At 47.3% G+C, this 15,164-nt stretch carries 14 protein-coding genes; 10 read left to right on the top strand and 4 right to left on the bottom strand.

All coding sequences use genetic code 11. The features are described from left to right. Positions 1 to 21 precede the first annotated feature (21 nt). The 6 genes from R7P67_RS05565 (at position 22) to R7P67_RS05590 (ending at position 7,219) form a co-directional block, all read left to right on the top strand. Positions 22 to 1,191 (top strand): isovaleryl-CoA dehydrogenase, encoded by a 1,170-nt coding sequence (locus R7P67_RS05565; protein ID WP_005373245.1) that lies wholly within the window; start codon positions 22 to 24, stop codon positions 1,189 to 1,191. Positions 1,192 to 1,305: 114 nt separating this feature from the next. Then, a complete protein-coding gene (locus R7P67_RS05570; protein WP_262652742.1) occupies positions 1,306 to 2,913 on the top strand; it encodes a carboxyl transferase domain-containing protein in 1,608 nt (535 codons plus the stop codon). 105 nt (positions 2,914 to 3,018) lie between these two features. Beyond that, positions 3,019 to 3,801: an enoyl-CoA hydratase-related protein gene (locus tag R7P67_RS05575; protein ID WP_262652740.1), complete on the top strand. Its 783-nt coding sequence runs from the start codon at positions 3,019 to 3,021 to the stop codon at positions 3,799 to 3,801. After that, complete coding sequence (locus R7P67_RS05580) at positions 3,794 to 5,842, top strand: acetyl/propionyl/methylcrotonyl-CoA carboxylase subunit alpha (protein WP_262652739.1); 2,049 nt, start codon at positions 3,794 to 3,796, stop codon at positions 5,840 to 5,842. Before R7P67_RS05575 ends, R7P67_RS05580 begins: the two co-directional genes overlap by 8 nt. Continuing rightward, positions 5,823 to 6,725 carry a hydroxymethylglutaryl-CoA lyase gene (locus R7P67_RS05585; RefSeq protein ID WP_042523574.1) on the top strand — a complete coding sequence of 301 codons (903 nt, stop codon included), beginning with the start codon at positions 5,823 to 5,825 and terminating at the stop codon, positions 6,723 to 6,725. Before R7P67_RS05580 ends, R7P67_RS05585 begins: the two co-directional genes overlap by 20 nt. Before the next feature lie 173 nt (positions 6,726 to 6,898). Next, positions 6,899 to 7,219: a DUF1840 domain-containing protein gene (locus R7P67_RS05590; protein WP_005373256.1), complete on the top strand. Its 321-nt coding sequence runs from the start codon at positions 6,899 to 6,901 to the stop codon at positions 7,217 to 7,219. A 98-nt stretch (positions 7,220 to 7,317) separates the two neighbouring features. On the opposite strand, the gene R7P67_RS05595 is transcribed toward R7P67_RS05590, so the two are convergent. Further along, a complete protein-coding gene (locus R7P67_RS05595) occupies positions 7,318 to 8,184 on the bottom strand; it encodes a mechanosensitive ion channel family protein (RefSeq protein ID WP_005373258.1) in 867 nt (288 codons plus the stop codon). A gap of 333 nt (positions 8,185 to 8,517) precedes the next feature. On the opposite strand from R7P67_RS05595, the gene R7P67_RS05600 reads away from it, so the two are divergent. Next, positions 8,518 to 9,066 carry a sugar O-acetyltransferase gene (locus tag R7P67_RS05600; protein WP_213961563.1) on the top strand — a complete coding sequence of 183 codons (549 nt, stop codon included), beginning with the start codon at positions 8,518 to 8,520 and terminating at the stop codon, positions 9,064 to 9,066. Positions 9,067 to 9,075: 9 nt separating this feature from the next. On the opposite strand, the gene R7P67_RS05605 is transcribed toward R7P67_RS05600, so the two are convergent. Further along, positions 9,076 to 10,509, bottom strand: coding sequence for a PLP-dependent aminotransferase family protein (locus tag R7P67_RS05605; RefSeq protein ID WP_180758310.1), 1,434 nt, complete (start codon positions 10,507 to 10,509; stop codon positions 9,076 to 9,078). A 136-nt stretch (positions 10,510 to 10,645) separates the two neighbouring features. Here R7P67_RS05605 and R7P67_RS05610 point away from each other — a divergent pair, with 136 nt between their 5' ends. From R7P67_RS05610 to R7P67_RS05620, 3 genes are read left to right on the top strand one after another with little or no spacing between them, the layout of a single operon-like run. Beyond that, positions 10,646 to 12,010: a cytochrome ubiquinol oxidase subunit I gene (locus R7P67_RS05610; RefSeq protein WP_151515669.1), complete on the top strand. Its 1,365-nt coding sequence runs from the start codon at positions 10,646 to 10,648 to the stop codon at positions 12,008 to 12,010. A gap of 28 nt (positions 12,011 to 12,038) precedes the next feature. Further along, positions 12,039 to 13,046, top strand: a complete 1,008-nt coding sequence (gene cydB / locus R7P67_RS05615) for a cytochrome d ubiquinol oxidase subunit II (protein ID WP_167416109.1) — start codon at positions 12,039 to 12,041, stop codon at positions 13,044 to 13,046. A gap of 20 nt (positions 13,047 to 13,066) precedes the next feature. After that, on the top strand, positions 13,067 to 13,195 hold the full coding sequence (locus tag R7P67_RS05620; RefSeq protein WP_005373267.1) for a DUF2474 domain-containing protein: 129 nt from the start codon (positions 13,067 to 13,069) through the stop codon (positions 13,193 to 13,195). 69 nt (positions 13,196 to 13,264) lie between these two features. Here R7P67_RS05620 and R7P67_RS05625 read toward each other — a convergent pair whose 3' ends face one another. Both R7P67_RS05625 and R7P67_RS05630 read right to left on the bottom strand, forming a co-directional pair. After that, the gene (locus R7P67_RS05625) at positions 13,265 to 14,020 is read right to left on the bottom strand and encodes a PhzF family phenazine biosynthesis protein (RefSeq protein WP_262652737.1); all 756 of its coding nucleotides are present in this window, start codon (positions 14,018 to 14,020) and stop codon (positions 13,265 to 13,267) included. A 178-nt stretch (positions 14,021 to 14,198) separates the two neighbouring features. After that, positions 14,199 to 15,080 carry a LysR family transcriptional regulator gene (locus tag R7P67_RS05630; RefSeq protein ID WP_213903275.1) on the bottom strand — a complete coding sequence of 294 codons (882 nt, stop codon included), beginning with the start codon at positions 15,078 to 15,080 and terminating at the stop codon, positions 14,199 to 14,201. Between the last annotated feature and the right edge of the window lie 84 nt (positions 15,081 to 15,164).

Consider the following 15,164-nt stretch of genomic DNA (forward strand, 5'->3'; position numbering starts at 1 on the left):
ACGTAAAGGCAAGGACACGCAATGAAATCTACCTACTCTTCCCTGAACTTTGTTTATGACGAAAATACCGATTTGCTTCGCGAGCAAATCAATAGTTTTGCTGCAAGAGAAATTGCGCCGCTAGCGCAATCTATCGACCAAACTAACGACTTTCCAAACCATCTTTGGTCCAAATTAGGTGACATGGGTCTTTTAGGTGTGACCACCAGCGAAGAGTTTGGTGGTGCAGGCATGGGCTACCTCGCCCACGTTATCGCTATGGAAGAAATCAGCCGAGCATCCGCTTCGGTTGCGTTAAGTTACGGCGCCCACTCCAACCTTTGCGTCAACCAAATCCACCGTAACGGCACACAAGCGCAAAAAGAGAAATACCTACCTAAGCTCATCTCCGGTGAACATATCGGCGCCCTTGCAATGAGTGAACCCGGCGCCGGCTCTGATGTGGTCTCTATGCAGCTTAAAGCGGAACGTAAAGGCGATATTTTCCTGCTAAACGGCAACAAAATGTGGATCACAAACGGCCCTGATGCACACACCTATGTTGTCTACGCAAAAACCGACCCAAGCCAGCACTCCAAAGGCATCACGGCATTTATTGTGGAACGCGGATTCCCTGGATTTACTCAAGCACAAAAACTCGACAAGTTGGGTATGCGCGGCTCGAATACGTGTGAGCTGGTCTTCCAAAACTGCGAAGTCCCTGCGGAAAATATTCTCGGCGAAGAAAACCAAGGCGTGAAAGTATTGATGAGCGGCCTCGACTACGAACGTGTGGTGCTTGCAGGCGGCCCACTTGGCATCATGCAGGCGTGTATGGATATCGTTGTGCCTTACATTCACGACCGTAAACAGTTCGGTAAATCCATCGGTGAATTCCAGCTAGTTCAAGCAAAAATCGCGGATATGTACACACAAATGAATGCCGCTAAAGCGTATGTTTACGCCGTCGCTGCCGCTTGTGATCGCGGTGAAACCACACGTAAAGATTCTGCTGGCGCGATCCTCTACAGCGCAGAGCTGGCAACCAAGATGGCACTGGATGCGATTCAACTACTTGGCGGTAACGGCTACATCAACGAGTTTGATACGGGCCGTTTGTTGCGAGATGCCAAGCTGTATGAAATCGGTGCGGGCACTTCAGAAATTCGCCGCATGCTTATTGGTCGCGAATTGTTTAACGAAAGCGCCTAATCAACATACCTAGGCGTTCTGAATCTAAATAAATTCCTTATTCAACCTAAATCTTATTCAACATAGATAAAGGCGGGTGGTGTCACCCGTCTACCGAATGGAGATCGGCTATTTATGGCTTGTTTGACGACCAATATTAATACCCATTCAGAGCAGTATCAGGAAAACTACCGCTCTATGGCGTCGCTCGTGGATCAACTCTATACCGTGACTGCGCAAATCGAAGATGGTGGCGGCGAGAAAGCACGTGAGCATCAGCAGAAGAAAGGCAAACTTCCGGTACGTGAGCGCATTCTTGCCCTCCTCGATCCCGGTTCATCCTTCTTAGAAATTGGCCAGTTCGCGGGTTGGGATGTGTATCCAGATTACGTTCCATGCGCGGGCGTAGTAGCGGGTGTTGGCGTAATTGACGGCACCGAGTGCATGATCGTCGCCAATGACGTGACGGTAAAAGGCGGCAGTTACTACCCACTTACGGTGAAAAAACACTTACGCGCACAAGAAATTGCAGAAAAATGCCAACTGCCGTGTGTTTACTTAGTCGACTCTGGCGGCGCTAACCTACCCCGCCAAGATGAGGTATTCCCAGATAAAGACCATTTTGGCCGTATTTTCTACAACCAAGCCCGTATGTCGGCCAAAGGCATTCCACAAATTGCGGTGGTCATGGGGCTATGTACCGCTGGCGGCGCTTATGTTCCTGCCATGTGTGACGTATCCATCATAGTCAAAGAACAAGGCACGATTTTCTTGGCAGGTCCACCTCTTGTAAAAGCAGCGACTGGTGAAGAAGTCAGTGCGGAAGATCTTGGTGGCGCAGACGTTCATTGTCGCACCTCTGGTGTGGCGGACTATTACGCAGAAAATGATCACCACGCGTTAGAGTTGGCAAGACAAGCGATTTCACAAATCAACCACTTGAAACCCGTTCAACTCAAGCAAAAAACGCCACAGGAGCCGCGTTTTCCTGCCCAAGAGCTGTACGGCATCGTCGGAACCGATCTTAAAAAGCCGTTTGATGTTAAAGAGGTCATTGCCCGAATTGTTGATGACTCACAATTTGATGAATTTAAAGCGTTATTCGGTGAAACCTTGGTCTGTGGCTTTGCCCATATTCACGGTATGCCGATTGGCATTGTCGCTAACAACGGCATTCTATTTTCGGAATCAGCACAAAAAGGCGCGCATTTTATTGAGCTGTGCGCACAACGCAAAATTCCTCTGCTTTTCTTGCAGAACATAACGGGCTTTATGGTCGGTCAGAAGTACGAAGCCGAAGGCATCGCCAAACATGGTGCGAAAATGGTAACTGCTGTTGCGTGTGCAGACGTGCCGAAGTTTACCGTAGTGATTGGTGGATCGTATGGCGCAGGAAACTACGGCATGTGTGGCCGCGCTTATGATCCAACCATGATGTGGATGTGGCCAAACGCGCGCATCTCCGTCATGGGTGGAGAGCAAGCGGCTGGCGTGATGGCGCAAGTGACCCGCGATATCAAAACTCGCAAAGGTGAAAGCTGGAGCGTAGAGGAAGAAGAAGCGTTCAAACGTCCAATTGCGGAGCAATATCAGACTCAAAGCCATGCATACTACGCCAGTGCACGCCTGTGGGACGACGGCATTATTGACCCTGCGAAAACCCGTGATGTTGTCGGCATTGCTCTGTCTGCTGCGCTTAATGCGCCGATATCAGACAGCAAATTTGGCATCTTCCGTATGTAGTCGGATGCAAGGCAAACCTTAACTCCTCGCAAACACCGATGTTTAACAAGTAATGGTTAGCGAGTATTGGAATATCAGACTGAAATGTCAGACAAAGGAAGTCACATGACCGGACTACTGCTTGAAAAAGACAGCAATGGCGTTGCTTGGTTGAGCCTCAATCGACCAGAGAAACACAACGCGTTTAATGACGCATTGATTGCCTCACTAATTGAGACACTAGAACAGCTCGAAAAGGACGATTCTCTCCGTGCACTGGTGTTAATTGCACAGGGAAAACACTTTTCTGCGGGAGCAGATCTGGGCTGGATGCAGTCAATGGCAACCAAAACCGAGGGTGAAAACCTGCAAGATGCACAGCAACTAGCAAAACTTTTGCATACGCTGGATACCTTTAGCAAACCAACCATTGCTATGGTGCACGGCGCTGCATTTGGCGGCGCGCTTGGGCTTATCTGCTGCTGCGATATCGTTATTGGTACACCTGAAAGCCGCTTCTGTTTGAGTGAAGTGAAGCTCGGTTTGTTACCCGCCACCATCGGACCTTACGTAATCCGAGCGATTGGACAACGACAAAGCCGACGCTACTTTTTAACCGCCGAACTGATTGATGCCGAAACCGCGCTATCGATGAGTATTCTTCATCAGATAGACGCTCAACCACGTGAAGCCGTCAATCGCACCATTGATCACCTGCTTAACAACGGTCCACAAGCCATGCAGGCAGCAAAAGCACTTTGTTTACGTTGTGATAACCAACCTATCGATCACTCATTAATTGAATACACTAGCCAAGCCATAGCAACCGCCCGCGTGTCCAGCGAAGGACAAGAAGGGCTGACTGCGTTTTTTGAAAAGCGCGCCGCCAATTGGAGGAATCATGTTTAAAAGAATACTGATCGCAAACCGCGGTGAAATTGCCTGCCGAATCATTAAAACCGCAAAAAGCATGGCTATAGAGACGGTTGCCGTCTATTCCGAAGCGGATCGCAGCAGCTTACATGTTAAACAAGCGGATTTCGCTGAATTCATTGGCCCCGCTCCGGCGAGTGAATCGTATCTCGATATCGATGCGATTATCGGCGCTGCGAAAAAATGGCAAGCCGATGCTATCCACCCTGGGTATGGTTTTCTTTCCGAGAACCCGAAACTGGCGAAAGCGTGCAGCGAAAATGGCATTGTTTTTGTTGGCCCTTCCACCAGCGCAATTGAAGCAATGGGTTCGAAGTCGCAAGCCAAAGCCATCATGTCTGAGGCGAACGTGCCCTTGGTTCCCGGCTATCACGGCACAGACAACAGCGTAGAGCACTTATTAGCGGAAGCTGAAAAAATCGGTTACCCAGTGATGCTTAAAGCAACCCAAGGGGGCGGCGGTAAAGGCATGCGAGTGGTCAATAACGCAGCCGAAATGCCGCTGGCCATCGACGGTGCGCAGCGTGAAGCACTTTCAAGCTTTGGCGATAAGCAGCTTCTAATCGAAAAATGCATATTGCAGCCTCGCCACGTGGAAGTTCAGGTATTCGCTGACCAGCATGGCAACTGTGTCTATCTTTCTGATCGTGATTGTTCCATTCAGCGTCGTCACCAAAAAGTAGTCGAAGAAGCACCAGCTCCCGGTCTTAGTGATGAACTGCGTAAACAAATGGGTGAAGCTGCGGTTCAGGCCGCTCAAGCGATCGACTATGTTGGCGCTGGCACGGTGGAGTTCTTACTCGATAGCCGAGGTCAATTCTACTTCATGGAGATGAATACCCGTCTGCAAGTTGAACACCCTGTCACTGAATTGATCACCGGCGTTGATTTGGTGGAGTGGCAATTCAAAGTCGCAGCTGGCGAGCATTTACCTATTTCGCAATCGGAAATCACCCACAACGGTCATTCAATTGAGCTGCGAATTTACGCAGAAGATACAGACAATGACTTTATGCCGTCGACTGGCCGCATTGATTACTTAAAAGAACCCGTATCAGACAGTAGTGTGCGCCTAGCGTGCGTACGCGTTGATAGTGGTGTTACCCAAGGCGATAGCATCAGCGAATATTACGATCCAATGATCAGCAAACTGATCGTCTGGGGGCAAACTCGTGATATCGCTCTAAAGCAGATTAAGCAGGCGTTAACTCAATATCACGTACGTGGCGTAACGACAAACATTGGTTATCTGCACAGTATTATTTCGCAGCCAGCCTTTGCCGAGATTGAGCTCGATACAGGTTTCCTCGTCACACATCAACAAGGCATAAATGAGCAGCAAGACGTGTCGGATTCAATCTGGCTTACGTTGGCGGCGGTTGCTCGTTGGAATGATCTCATTTCAAAATCAGACAGCTCAACGTTACCCGCGCCAACCAAACGAGGTTTTAGACTGTCAGTTGACAACGTTTACCGATTTAACTTCACGGATGCCAATGCCAACCATCAGGCACGTTTGCAACAATCATCGCAAGATACAGGATCTCACTTCACTGTCCGATGCGGCGAGGAGCTGCATCAGGTCATCCTGCTTGAAAGTGACAACCAGTTTATCGTCGATATTGATAATGTGCGTTACACCTTTAATGCACTTAGCGATGAACAACGGACAACACTATTTTATCTTGGTCAGCAACACACGTTTGCTCATCAACCTAACTTTGACTCTGCAAAAGATGTAGATGATGAACTAAGTCCAACCGCACCACTCAACGGCATAATTTCAGCAGTTATGGTGGCTAAAGGTGACGAAGTGGCGGCGGGCGATCCGCTTTTGGTACTCGAAGCAATGAAAATGGAATACACCATCACGGCTCCGGTAGCAGCAAAAGTCGACGAATTGTTTTATCAGCACGGGGACCAAGTACAGCACGGTTCCATCCTGCTGAATTTGGCTTTGATATCGGATAACGTCAGTGAAGATAAGGAGCGCGAATATGCTACCAGCGAAGGTTAATATCGTCGAAGTCGGCGCTCGTGATGGTCTGCAAAATGAAACGTCAGTGACGCTGGTTGATAAAATCCGTTTGATTAACCAACTAAGCAGCAGTGGCTTAAAGCATATTGAGGCGGGATCTTTCGTCTCTCCAAGGTGGGTGCCTCAAATGGCCGATTCCGATCAGGTGTTTGCTGGTATCTCAAAAAAGCCTGACGTGGTTTATAGCGCTCTCACACCAAATCTCGCAGGGTTAGAACGTGCGCTGGAAAGCGGTGTAAAGCGAATTGCGGTGTTTGGCTCCGCTTCAGAAACGTTCAGCCAGAAGAACATCAACTGCAGCATTACCGAAAGTCTCGCTCGATTTGAGCCCGTTATCGAGTTGGCGAACCAGCATAACATTCCTGTACGCGGGTACTTGTCTTGTACCATGGTGTGCCCATATGAGGGAGTAATCAAGCCAGAGCAAACTACCAAGGTCGCCAATACGTTGTTTGATATGGGATGTTATGAGATTTCGCTCGGTGATACTGTCGGTAAAGCAACGCCTAATCGCGTTATCGCCATGCTGGATTCGTTGTTAACGCTACTGCCAAAAGACGCGCTCGCAGTACATTTTCATGACACTTATGGGCAAGCATTAGCCAATATCTATCAAGCCTTGTTAATGGGCATCAACACCATTGATAGCGCAGTAGCGGGGCTCGGCGGCTGCCCTTACGCGAAAGGAGCCAGTGGTAATGTTGCAACGGAAGATGTACTTTATCTGTGTGAGCAACTTGGGATTGAAACGGGCGTTGACCTTAGCGTCATCAATGAAGCGGGTTGGCAAATTTGCCGTGCGTTAGGAAAGTCTCCTGCTTCTAGGGTCGCATTAGCTCTGGGCGATCCGTATAGCTTGTAAATCATCAACAACCAATCAGGTAATGTATTTCAACGGGCATGCAGACGTACGTGCCCGTTTTTTGTTGTTACTCATAAAAACCTTAACGCTCAACGGTCTTCATCACATTAATTAGTGTCTGATTTCAGCTACAATTTAGTTTCAAACCGAACATATAAAACAGGATCAGGTAAATGCTCATAACATTTCGTTGTCGAAGCCACTCAAACGTCACAATGTTTGGTGATATTGCATTAGATATGCTCAAAATGATGGGTCACAGCGGCACGGTGCCGGGATCAATTTCCGCTCAAGATGTTCCTGACGCGCTATCAAGATTAACTTCTGCTCTATCTGCGAAAAATGCAGCTGAAGAAAACCTCCCTACTGATGTAGACGAAGAGGAAGAACAAGCAGAGCCCGCGGTAAGCCTAGGACGCAGAGCGTTTCCACTGATTGAGTTGCTAAAATCAGCAATCAAAGAAGAATGCGAAGTCATGTGGGACAACCAATAACGCCTTCAAACTGGTTTCTAGCGAGGTGAATCCGTGTTGTGACCGCCTCGCTATGGTTACTCGACACCAAGATAAGAACACCAATACCGCTTATCGCCCTATCCGTTTCTCTCCCTAGACAACTTGATTTGCCCATCAATGTGCACATCTCGTTGTGGAAACGCGATTTCAATGCCGTGCTTTTCGAAAGCTTCGTAGATTTCAAAACGCATGGCACTTGCGACCGAGCGAATACCGCCCTCAACCGTTGAGTTAATCCAAAAATAAGATTCGAAGATCAAAGCATTGTCACCAAAGTCTTGAAAAAACACATCTGGCGCTGGCGAACTCAGAACTTGCGCTTGCTGCGAAGTCACTTCCGCCATTAAGGCAGCAACCTGTTTGACATCGCTCCCATACGCGACACCGACGACGACAGAGCCACGAACTAATCTGTCGCATAACGTCCAGTTGATCACCACGTTCTCAATCAACTGACTGTTGGGTATGAGCATATGAACACCATCGGTTCGTCTGATTCTCGTTGAGCGTGTATTTATTTGCTCGACAGTGCCTTTGGCGCCCTCAACCTCTAAAAAGTCCCCAATTCGGATTGGCTTTTCACCAATCAAAATCCAGCCACTTATGAAGTTGTTAATGATGTTTTGCGCACCAAAACCGAAGCCGATAGCGATGGCACCAGACAGAAAGGCGAACGCGGTGATTGGCACATTGATCATCGAAAGTGTGGTCATAAAAATAATGGCTAGAGCGATGACAAATAATATCCGTTTAACCAAATGAATCACGTTTGGATCTTTCCCCGATGAGGACATTCTTGACGTAACGGTTTTGATTAAAATTTTGGACAACCATAAAGCGACAATCACCCATGTCGGCACCATCAATATCGCCCACAACGTGATAGGTTGTTCGTTAAAGGTAAACAGTGTTGTTTCTAAAAATGAAATGACCCGTTCGAACATAAAGTGCTCACTCTTGATTCATCGTTGCCAGCAAGCCAGAGCGCATAAGTCATAAATTTTTGGATCAATCGATAGCGCAGCGGCTCAATTAAGTTCTTCTTATTAACTATATTGTAATCTACGTAAAACGCTTCGAGTGGTTTCCCACTTTGGCTTCAACCGATTAAGCCATTTAGGGAATACGTCTTTGTGAACTAAACGAGCCGATCAACCAACTGGATACGCAAGGCAAATCAGTGATAACTTTCTGATTTTTAAGCATCAAATTTTCACTTCGAATCACTCTCACCTATTATGCACCTTATTGCAAATAACATTGATGGAATGATTGTTATGTCAGAACTGACTCGGATGCGCTCTGGAGAAACCTATAATTGTCTGGATGAAGAACTAAAGCTAATGCGCGCCAAAACTGCGCAGCTTGTCTTCCAATTTAACCACGAGCCAAACCCAGATATCCGTAGACAACTATTGGCGGAAATGGGCGTCCAATTAAAAAACAGCGCCTGTATAGAGCCACCGCTACAACTTACCTACGGTTGTCACTTGTCCATCGGAGAAAACACCTACATCAACTGGGATGCCATTATTCTGGACAATGGGCAGGTTGAGGTTGGCGCGAACGTCATGATTGGGCCTAGAGTGCAAATTTACACAGCCGCTCATTCACTCGATACGCAAAGGCGCTTAGCTGGAGATGAGATCGCCAAACCGGTCAACATCGGCAATAACGTTTGGATTGGTGGGGGCGCTATCATACTGCCAGGCGTGACCATTGGCGACCAGGCCATCGTTGGCGCTGGCTCTGTCGTAACCAAAGACGTTGTGCCGGGCGATCGAGTTGTCGGAAATCCGGCGCGCTCCATTAAACCAAAAAACTGAAGAAAGTCGCTATTTCGCCAAATGACAGCGAATAATGTTGGCAAGCAAATTGAGAGCATGGACGTATTTGTCATTAAGCTCAAAAGAAGCGTTAAGACGAATACAGTGATCGTATTGTTCTGTCAGGCTGAACATCTTTCCCGGTGCGATGCTGATATTATCTTTTAGCGCTTCTCGATATATCTGCAAGGCGTCGATATGCTTGGGAAGCTCTAACCAAATAAAGTACCCGCCGCTTTGGCTTAACACTTTGACTTCTTCAGGTAACAGCTCACTAAGCAGATCCGTCATCTTACTTTTACGTTCAAACAGCTTTTTCCGTAACTGCTTCAAATGCGATTCGTAATTGCGGCTTGTTAAATAGTGCACCAATGTCATTTGCACTGGTGCGCTCGTCGCTAATGTACTCATTAGCTGTAACTTTTGTACCTCTAGCGCCCGCTTTCCCGCCGCAACCCAACCAATACGTAGCCCTGCGATTAATGATTTTGAAAACGAGGAGCACAACATGGTATTGCCCGTGTCATCAAACATTCTTAGTGGGTAGACCGAGTCATTCCCTGCATGCAGTTCGCTGTACACATCATCTTCAATCACTGGCACGTTATATCGCTGTGTCAGCTCAATCAGCTTTTGTTTTTTCTCGTTGGAGAGCGTAAAACCCAGAGGATTTTGGAAGTTCGACATCAGCCAACATGCTTTCACATCGTGTGTTTGCAGCGCTCGTTCCAATGAATCTAGGTCAATACCCGTGACTGGGTCTGTTCTTACTGAGAGCGCTTTCAAACCTAACCGCTCTAAGGATTGCAATGCACCATAAAATGCAGGCGATTCCACAACCACCCAATCTCCCGGTCTTGTACAAGCTTGCAAACTGAGCGTTAACGCCTCCAGCGCGCCTGCCGTAATGACAATTTCATCGGGTGAAATTTCAATGCCTTTCGCAGCATAACGCTTCGCGATGATGGTGCGTAATTGTTCGTTTCCCGGCGGTAAGTTATCAAAGGTGGTGGAAATCGGCATATTGCGAGCGGCTGCGCTCATCGCCCGATTCACGTGATAGCGTGGGTACAAACTTGGGTCTGGATAGGCAAAGCCAAAATTGATCATGGATGGATTTTTACTCGCCTGCAGAACATCAAAGATAAACTCATTGATGTCTACCTGCTCTGTCCACGAAACCGCGGCTGGCGCTTGGGGTTCATTTGAGCTCTTAATATTGGGCGCGACTCGATAACCAGATCGCGGCTGTGACGTGACCCAGCCTTGAGATTCCAGAATTTGATACGCGTGCAACACCGTCATCAAGCTCAAACCCGAGTGTTCAGATTGGCGACGCAGCGAAGGCAGCTTGTCACCCGGATGCCATATCCCCGATTTTATCTGCCTTTTAAGCTGTTCCACTAACTCTTGATACTTCGCCAAACGCAAATCCCCTTCCATAAAGCCGAATTCAAAATAATAACACTTCAATATTTAATCTGTTATAGGTTTATAGTCACTGTCTGTACCTACTTCCCTCATTCCGCTCCTTTTAAAATAGCTCTCTCATAAAACTTAAAAGATCAAAGGAAGTTTAATGTTTGGCCTCGACGCATTTATGCTTGCACGGATACAGTTCGCCTTTACGGTATCCTTTCATATTATTTTCCCCGCTATCACCATAGGTTTGGCCACCTATCTCGCCGTGCTGGAAGGCTTATGGCTAAAAACACGTAATCCCGATTACCAAAAGCTCTATCACTTCTGGTCGAAAATTTTTGCGGTTAACTTTGGAATGGGTGTTGTATCTGGTCTTGTCATGGCCTATCAATTCGGCACCAACTGGAGTGGTTTCTCCGACTTCGCTGGTTCTATCACTGGCCCATTACTGACTTATGAAGTGTTAACGGCTTTCTTTCTCGAAGCCGGATTTCTTGGCGTAATGCTGTTTGGGTGGCGTCGCGTCGGCGAAAAGCTGCACTTTTTTGCAACCTCGATGGTGGCGTTAGGAACGATCATTTCGACGTTCTGGATTCTCGCCTCCAACAGTTGGATGCAAACGCCACAAGGCTATGAAATTGTCGACGGACGTGTGGTGCCAACCGACTGGTTTGCTATCGTTTTCAATCCTTCATTTCCTTATCGTTTGGCGCACATGAGCGTCGCGGCTTTCGTCAGTTCAGCACTCTTTGTAGGCGCGTCAGCCGCTTGGCATTTATTGAGAGGCAATCAATCGACTGCGGTAAAAACCATGTTTTCGATGTCGCTCGGGATCTTAGTGTTCCTTGCGCCACTCCAAGCCGTGATTGGCGATATGCACGGGTTAAACACCTTGGAATACCAGCCCGCCAAAATCGCCGCCATCGAAGGACATTGGGATAACAGCGATGGCAAACCAACCCCATTGATTTTGTTCGGCATGCCAAACATGGAACAAGAACGCACAGACTATGCCTTAGAAATTCCTGTTTTAGGAAGTTTGATCCTACGCCACAGTTTAACTGAGCCAATCCCGGCGCTGAAAGACTTCCCGAAAGAGGAACGACCGAACTCACCTATCGTCTTTTGGTCATTTCGAATCATGGTCGGGCTAGGACTTCTGATGATTTTACAGAGCTTCTACAGCATATGGTTACGAAAAAAGAACACGCTTTATACCTCGCGTTGGTTCCTCAAGTTTTCATTATTTATGGGGCCATCTGGTCTTATCGCAATACTCGCTGGCTGGTTTACGACAGAGGTTGGTCGGCAACCTTGGGTCGTTTATGGCGTACAAAAAACGCGTGATGCGGTTTCTGCACACGGAGACCTACAAATGAGCATCAGCCTGCTGTGTTTCCTGGTTGTATACAGCTTGGTATTTGGTTTTGGTTATTACTACATGATCCACCAAATCAAGAAAGGCCCCGATGCAATCGAACACGATGAGCACGACATGACGACCGTTTCAGGTCGCATTTAGAATTTGTCACAAAGTGAAGGTAGAGAATATGCATTTTGATTTATCCGTGATTTGGTTCGCGATCATCGTTTTTGCCACTTTGATGTACATCATCATGGACGGCTTCGATTTGGGTATTGGAATACTGATGCCCTTCATCAAGGATGAAAAACAAAAAGACGTCATGGTCAACAGTGTCGCGCCAGTTTGGGACGGCAACGAAACTTGGATTGTGCTTGGAGGCGCATCTCTATTTGGCGCTTTTCCGATGGCTTACGCGGTGATTATTGAAGCGCTAACCATCCCTTTAACGTTGATGTTGATTGCTTTGATCTTTCGTGGCGTCGCGTTTGAGTTTCGCTTTAAAGCATTGGAAAGCCACTTAAAGTTCTGGGATCGCTCTTTTATGGTCGGCTCGATTTTAACCACGTTTTTCCAAGGCATCGTTGTTGGCGCGGTAATTCAAGGCTTTGCGGTGGAAAACCGCGTCTTCGTAGGTAGCCAACTCGACTGGCTCAGCCCTTTTCCCATCTTTTGTGGTTTGGGTTTAGTCGCAACGTACGCGCTGCTTGGTAGCACATGGCTCATCATGAAGACGGAAGGTGAACTGCAAAACACGATGTACCGCTTCACTAACAAAACACTACTGGCAATGATCTCCGCATTAGTCATTGTGAGCGCTTGGACTCCACTTGCTTACCCTGCCATTGCGGAAAGATGGTTTTCTCTGCCTAATTTGTTCTACTTACTGCCCGTACCTGTCATTACTGGGCTGGTATGTTTGAAGATTGCCGACTCCGTTAAAAAGCGTAAAGAGCGCAGCCCTTTCGTGATGGCATTGGTGATCGTGATTCTCGGGTTCGCTGGGCTTGGCATCAGTATCTGGCCAAATATCATTCCTCCTAGCATATCAATATGGGAAGCAGCGGCTCCTGCAAGCAGTCAGCGCTTTATGCTCGTTGGAGCAGTGATCATCATCCCGATCATTCTGGCTTACACCTTTTGGAGTTACTACGTCTTCTCCGGAAAAGTAAAAGAAGGCGAAGCGTACCATTAACGAGTTGATAAGGAGTGAGTATGAAAATCAAAAATTGGTGCCGCCAATGGGCTTGGATGGTTGGAATTTGGGTCGTTAGCGTCGCTGCATTAGGGTTAGTGTCTATGTTATTTCGCGTCATGATGACCGCTGCCGGGTTAAAATCTTAGCTCGACACGTTTAAGTCAATAAAAAATGGATGCCTCTAGATCTTGTGTAAGAGCTAGAGGCGTTTGCATTCAAGTCCGACTTTTCACGTGTGCAGACAATACGATCGTAGATTCTAAACCGCGAGCCACTTCAAAATAACCACCAGCACGAGATAGCTGACGAGCCGTCAATTTTTCTTTGCCTAGCTTTTCAAACCAATAAGGCGCCAATGAGCACTGAGCCGAACCTGTGGCAAGATCTTCTGAAATACCGATTTTAGGTGCAAAGTAACGCAGCACATAGCCACTATCAGAACTTTGAGCCGTTACGATGACAGCATGAAACTCATCAATTTTAATCAGCTCATCAAAGTTAGGTTGATAGCGAACAACATCATCTTCTGATTCGAGAACAACAACCAGATCACGCGTTGTAAAAGCATCTACGGGGTGATTGGAAAAGCCTGAAATACCCAAGGGGATGGCATGAGGCTTGGCTAGCCAACTTGGCATCACTATCCGATACATTCCATCCAGTCCAGTAACGGTAACATGACCATACTGACTTTGTAGAATGACCTCGTTCTTATGATAGTTGGAAATGATTGCAGCGCCTGTGCCCAAACTTCCGTGTCCGCATAGGTTGATCTCTCCTTCTAGGCTAAACCAGCGAATGTAGTAGTCACTGCCAGACTGAACCACAAATGATGTGACAGGTTGAGCGACCTGATGAGTGATTTGAAGTAACTCAGAATCACTCAGCCAGTGATTTAGTTCGACAACGCCACAAGGGTTACCTTTAGCCAATTCATCACAAAATACATCATATATTTGCGCTTTAATCATCCATCATCCTTGCTGTTTAACCATGCATTAAATCAAGGTCCTCGTCATTATCATCTCGATAAAAACGAGAGTTCAGCTATCAAGTCAACTTGATGTAGGTAATATATACGACAACAGAGTCGCAATCTTCAGTAAGTTTTGTTCGTTGGGTACAATCGACAGGTTATATGACAAAGCTTTAAGCCTCAACATGACCGATGTGCATGGCTACTTTTAGCGCTTGTTTATTGAGATTAGACGCCTCCCAAGCAACAACAACACGACTAGTGAGAGGGATATCCTCAATCTCGGCGACTGTCGCGGAATCATCGAGATGTTCAGCCAGTGAGCGCGGAACGAGAGCGATACCTAACCCAGCCTGCGCCATGGCAATCGTCGTACGAAGTTGCGGTGCTGCGAACTGTGGTTCGAGCCTTACTCCTGCGTCGGCAAAAAGTGTGCTCATGCCATCAAACAATGCGGGTCCAGTCTCTCGTGGAAACAGTAAAATTTTATGGCCTCTCAACTGTTTCATCTGGATACAGGGATATTTTGCCAGTTCGTGCCCCGCCGGAATCACCGCGACAAACGGGTCGTTAAACAACACCTTGTGCTCAAAAGGCTCACTGGCGTAACAGGGTAGCCGCATGATTGCGAGATCAAGTTGTTTGCTTTTTAACTGAGTGGCAAGCTCTGGCATTGATAGTTCCGCCGTCTGTAAATGAACCCCATTCTCTTGAATACGCCCAATCCTCTCCAATACCTTAATGCAGGTTGATGTTGACGTCGCGAACGCGATTTTAACCTGCGTATTTTCACCACGGGCAATCTGTCGGGCTTTTGCTTTAGCGCGTTCCACATCAGCAAGAATATTTACCGCATCCGTATAAAAGACTTGCCCTGCATGGGTCAGTTCTACTCCTCTAGACAAGCGCTTAAATAAGTCCACGCCAAGCTCGTGCTCTAGCTTTTTGATTTGTTGACTCAAAGGAGGTTGCGCAATCCCTAACTGTTCAGCTGCTCGGGTAAAGTGACGAGTCTCGGCGACCGCGACAAAATACTTCAGGTAGCGAAATTCCATATATTTTCCATATCAAAATAAATCTTTTTTATATTGGATTTAGCACCGTGTAGAAGTCAATCTAAATATACTCTTCATTGCATA

It is taken from the genome of Vibrio sp. Vb0937 (assembly GCF_033338855.1).